This window comes from Gordonibacter pamelaeae 7-10-1-b (assembly GCF_000210055.1).
GTDB classification, from domain to species: domain Bacteria; phylum Actinomycetota; class Coriobacteriia; order Coriobacteriales; family Eggerthellaceae; genus Gordonibacter; species Gordonibacter pamelaeae.
The window spans coordinates 2,373,939-2,378,554 of record NC_021021.1 but is presented as its reverse complement, the minus strand read 5'-3'; the positions used below and the strand labels follow the sequence as shown (position 1 = coordinate 2,378,554).

Sequence of the window (4,616 nt, the reverse complement as noted above, 5' to 3'; positions counted from 1 at the left end):
GATACCGGCCGGCGCCTCGCCGTCGGGAAGCTCCTGCAGCCCCACGACGAACCCCACCGCCTGCCGGTGCCCGAACGGCACGAGCACGGCGCACCCCACCTCCACGTCGTAGCCGCCGGCCTCGGCCGGCGCCTCGGGAACGGAGTACGTGTAGGGCGCGTCGAGCGCCTGCGTGGGTATGTCCAGGATGACCGATGCGAATCTCATGGCAACCAGTATATCCCACGTCTGCAACCGGACCGTACCGACCTAGCCCTTTGACGCGGGAAATCCCCGCGCCTCCTGCTCCAGCCTGCGCGTCTCGACGGTCACGCGGCGCTCGAGCCTTCTCACGTCCTCCTCGGGCGGCAGCTCCTCGGGCCTGATGCCGCGCCGGCCGAGTAAGTCGCGCACGCCGACGTTGTTCTGCACGTGCTCTTCGGCGATAGGGCGCTCGCCGTGCAGGTCCTTGCCCTCGACGTTGTGGTTCGTCATCTCGGTGGCCAGCTGCTTCGCCGCGAGGGTTACCGACGGCAGGTGGTCTGCAAGGGGCCTCGACCCTTTGACGCCCAGCCGCTTCTTCATGTCGGCCGTCGTATGGCCGCCGAACAGCGCCGCATCCCCCTTGGAGCGGATGCGTGCGAAGCCCGCCCCGTCGACGCCCCGCTCGTAAGCGATGCGCGAGAGCTCCTTCTCCGCCTCGGTGAGCTGTCCGCGGATAGCGATGCGCGCAAGTGCTCGCATCCGCTCCTCGATGAGCTCCTGCTTGCGCGTTTGCAGCGCGAAGTAGCTCTGCGCGAAGGCGATCTCCTCTTTGCGCGGGTCGCCGTTCTGGGCGATGAGGTAGCAGGCATAGCGCGTGAGCTTGTAGTCCTTGACCTTGCGCTGGGCGCCCTTGCCGGCCTCGATCATTTTCGTGGCCTCACGAAAATGATCTTGACCTGCGGTTCTCGAAGCATTCCCCGACACTTTCGCCCGCTCTACTGCAACCGCGAAGTTTTCCCAGCGCCGGTATCCCAGAAACTCCATGATGTCGCGCGCATACCAGAACTCGACGCCGCTTTCCGCGTCGATGTGCGCCAGGTCGTCCAGCGTCAGCTTACGCCTCTCGATGTCGTGCAGCTCCATGAACGTCCTCCTTTTCCGCCCTTGCAGCGTACGCGGCCGCGGCCGCACGTTGGCGGCCTGTGGGGCAGCTCCGTTTGCTCAGAGGATATTGCGGACGTGGTGCGGGCGACGCGGAGACCGCCGCCGTCTATGGGCATCCCGCACAAGGCCGTTCGCCGGCCGAAGGGAAGCATCCGCACTGGCTCTTTTCGGTAGAGAGATCATAGCATAAATATAGGAACGCTTGTTCCCTTATTTACAAAAGTAAGAAAAAACCCGCCGCAAGCACGAGCGACGGGCGTTTGCCGAAAATGGGGACGTTCGAGCTGCACCCTAGTCCAGCCCGCAGGCCTTCCGCAGCGCGTCGGCGCGGTCGGTGCGCTCCCAGGTGAACTCGGGCAGCTCGCGGCCGAAGTGGCCGTAGGCGGCCGTCTTGCGGTAGATGGGGCGGCGCAGGTCCAGCTCGTCGATGATGGCGCCCGGGCGCAGGTCGAACACCTCGCCCACCGCGCGCTCGATGGCGGCCTCGTCCACCTCGTTCGTGCCGAACGTGTCGATCATCACCGACACCGGCCGCGCCATGCCGATGGCGTAGGCGAGCTGGATCTCGCAGCGCGCGGCGAGGCCGGCCGCCACCACGTTCTTCGCCACCCAGCGCGCCGCGTAGGCGCCCGAGCGGTCCACCTTCGTGCAGTCCTTGCCGGAAAACGCGCCGCCGCCGTGGCGGCCCATGCCGCCGTAGGAGTCCACGATGATCTTGCGGCCGGTGAGGCCCGCGTCGCCCATGGGCCCGCCGATGACGAAGCGGCCGGTGGGGTTCACGTGGATCTCGGCGTCCTCGGCTAGCTCCACGCCCTCGGCCTCCAGCACGGGGCGCACCACGTGCTCCACGATGGCGGCGCGCAGCTCGTCGTGGGCGACGCTCTCGGCGTGCTGCGTGGACACGACCACCTTCTCCACGCACGTCGGGCGGCCGTCCACGTAGCGCACGGACACCTGAGTCTTGCCGTCGGGGCGCAGGTACGGCAGCGTGGCGTCCTTGCGCACGGCCGACAGGCGCTCGGCCAGGCGGTGCGCCAGGTAGATGGGCATCGGCATGAGCGTGGGCGTCTCGTCGCAGGCGTAGCCGAACATCATGCCCTGGTCGCCCGCGCCGATGCGCTCGTAGGGGTCGTCACCGGCCAGGCCGTGCTGGGCCTCCCAGCTCTCGTCGACGCCCTGCGCGATGTCCGGGCTCTGCTCGTGAATGGCGTTGAGCACGCCGCACGTGTCGCAGTCGAAGCCGAACTTGGCGCGGTTGTAGCCGATGTCGGAGAGCACCTCGCGCACGATGCCGGGCACGTCCACGTAGGCCTGCGTGCGGATCTCGCCCGTGACCATGACCATGCCCGTGGTGGCCATGGTCTCGCAGGCGCATCGCACTTGCGCCGGGTCGGCCGGGCAGCCGTTGGGCGCCACGTAGCCCTGGGCCGCAAGCTCGGTTTCCTTGGCCAGGATGGCGTCCAGGACGGCGTCCGATATCTGGTCGCACACCTTGTCGGGATGCCCCTCGGTGACGGACTCGGACGTGAACAGATACGATGCATGCGTGTCGGACATGGTTCCCCATTCTCCTCATACGTACACGGCGCCCCGCTTCCCCGCGAGGCGCCTGGTTTATCTCCATCCAAGGTTAGCACACCTCGGGCCGGGCGGGCCGAGTCATCCGGCAAATCACGACTATTCTACGCCCGCGCGCACAGCATCGCGGGCAGGCAGCGCTCGTGGTAAGATGGCAGGCGATCCACTGCCTCCGACCGACGGAAAAGAGCGCCTATGTCGTACAACGCCGACTACACCCGCGAGTACTTCGCCATCATGGAATCGCTGCAGGGCGACGTGCCCGGCCGCCGTGCCGCCTACGAGTACCTGCAGGGCTCCACGGCCATCGTGCACCACCAGGTGGTGGCCGCCAGCTTCGTGCCCCGCCTGTTCGACGCACAGACGTACCGCATCATGAAGGAGACGGCCGAGACCGCCCACCGCATCCTCGTGAAGGTCATCGAGCATTACCTGGCCGACCCCGCCTACCGCCGCGCCTTCGACTTCGACCCGCGCCTCGAGGAGCTCATCTTGCTGCCGCGCGGCTACGACGCGGTGCTTCCGTTCGCGCGCGTGGACACGTTCCTCGACGAGGACGACGGGCGCATCAAGTTCTGCGAGTTCAACGCCGACGGCTCGTCGGGCATGAACGAGAACCGCGAGATCACCACGTCCGTGGCGCAGTCGAAGACGTTCGAGGAATTCGCGAACCGCCACCATGTGGAGGGCTGCGAGCTGTTCGAGAGCTGGGTCGACAAGTTCCTGGACATCTACGCCACGTACGAGCGCCGGGTGGAGAACCCGCGCATCGCCATCTGCGACTATCTGGAGAACGGCGTGGTGGACGAGTTCCACATCTACGCGGGCCTGTTCCGCCAGCGCGGCGTGGAGTGCGTGGTGGCCGACGTGCGCGACCTGCGCTTCGACGGCGAGGTGCTGCGCGACGGGGAGGGCCGGCAGGTCGACGCCATCTGGCGGCGGTGCGTGACGAACGACGTCATCGACCACTGGGACGAGTCGCAGCAGCTCATCGACGCCGTGCGGGCGGCCAAGGTGGCGCTCATCGGCAGCTTCGCCGGGCACATCGTGCACGACAAGCAGCTGTTCAGCGTGCTGTTCGACGAGCGCACGACCGCGTTTCTGGACGCCGACGAGATCTCGTTCGTGGAGGAGACCGTGCCGCTCACGGCCTTCCTGGACGACGACCACGTGAACCTGCCGCAGATCCGCGAGAACCGCTGCGAGTGGATCATCAAGCCGACCGACCACTACGGCGCAGACGACGTGTACGCCGGCGAGTCCGTGACGCAGGAGGAATGGGAGCGGCTCATCGACCGCTTCGCGAACGGCCGCGCCGGCCACCCGTTCATCGTGCAGCGCTACATCCGCCCCTTCAAGACCGAGACGCTGCCGCCCGACACGGGTATCGACGCGCTGCCGGACGACGAGGTGCCCTTCGACCCCCGGCCGTACAACAACCTGAACGGCCTGTACCTGTACGACGGCGAGTTCATGGGCGTGTTCAGCCGCCTGGGGCCGCAGCCCACGATCTCGAAGGACAAGCAGGGCATGACGGCGGCCACCATCTGGGTGGGCCGGGGCTGACGGCATTGACGCCGGGCCGCACGGGGGTGCGGCCCGGCAATCGGACAGGGCGGCGCGACAGCCCGGGCACGGGATGCCGCCGAGGATGCGCGGGGGCGCGAGAGGGCGAGGAGGACGGCCGATGGCCGACAAGGTAGCGGCGGCGGTTGCCGCCATGGCGCTGGCGATGACGCTGTTCGCGGCGGGGTTCGGCGCGTGCACACTGCCCGCCTCCACCCAGCTGCTCGCGCAGGCCACCGCGAACGACGCGGTATCGCCCTACGCCGACGGGCAGCTGACGGCGCTCGCCGTGGAGACCCGCGGGTTCACCGTGGACGACTACGGCCGCGACGCCGACGGCGAGG

The 4,616-nt window shown here is 67.9% G+C and carries 5 protein-coding genes; 2 read left to right on the top strand and 3 right to left on the bottom strand.

Translation table 11 applies throughout. The annotated features are described in order from the left end of the window. The 3 genes from GPA_RS19250 to metK all read right to left on the bottom strand — a co-directional run. Positions 1 to 207, bottom strand: a 207-nt coding sequence (locus tag GPA_RS19250; protein ID WP_167536649.1) for a primosomal protein N' family DNA-binding protein, incomplete at its 3' end; no start/stop codon positions are given. A 42-nt stretch (positions 208 to 249) separates the two neighbouring features. Next, entirely contained in the window at positions 250 to 1,107 is an 858-nt protein-coding gene (dinD, locus tag GPA_RS11115; protein ID WP_015539911.1) for a DNA damage-inducible protein D, read from the bottom strand. A 312-nt stretch (positions 1,108 to 1,419) separates the two neighbouring features. Continuing rightward, positions 1,420 to 2,685 carry a methionine adenosyltransferase gene (gene metK / locus GPA_RS11110; RefSeq protein ID WP_015539910.1) on the bottom strand — a complete coding sequence of 422 codons (1,266 nt, stop codon included), beginning with the start codon at positions 2,683 to 2,685 and terminating at the stop codon, positions 1,420 to 1,422. A gap of 216 nt (positions 2,686 to 2,901) precedes the next feature. Here metK and GPA_RS11105 point away from each other — a divergent pair, with 216 nt between their 5' ends. Then, complete coding sequence (locus GPA_RS11105; RefSeq protein WP_015539909.1) at positions 2,902 to 4,272, top strand: ATP-grasp domain-containing protein; 1,371 nt, start codon at positions 2,902 to 2,904, stop codon at positions 4,270 to 4,272. Between the two features lie 121 nt (positions 4,273 to 4,393). Further along, positions 4,394 to 4,616, top strand: a 223-nt coding sequence (locus GPA_RS19245) for a hypothetical protein (protein WP_041239517.1), incomplete at its 3' end; no start/stop codon positions are given.

What these genes read in the sequence shown, in the direction of transcription:
- dinD (WP_015539911.1), bottom strand. Translation starts at nt 1,107, where the DNA reads ATGGAGCTGCACGACATCGAGAGGCGTAAGCTGACGCTGGACGACCTG.
- metK (WP_015539910.1), bottom strand. Translation starts at nt 2,685, where the DNA reads ATGTCCGACACGCATGCATCGTATCTGTTCACGTCCGAGTCCGTCACC.
- GPA_RS11105 (WP_015539909.1), top strand. Translation starts at nt 2,902, where the DNA reads ATGTCGTACAACGCCGACTACACCCGCGAGTACTTCGCCATCATGGAA.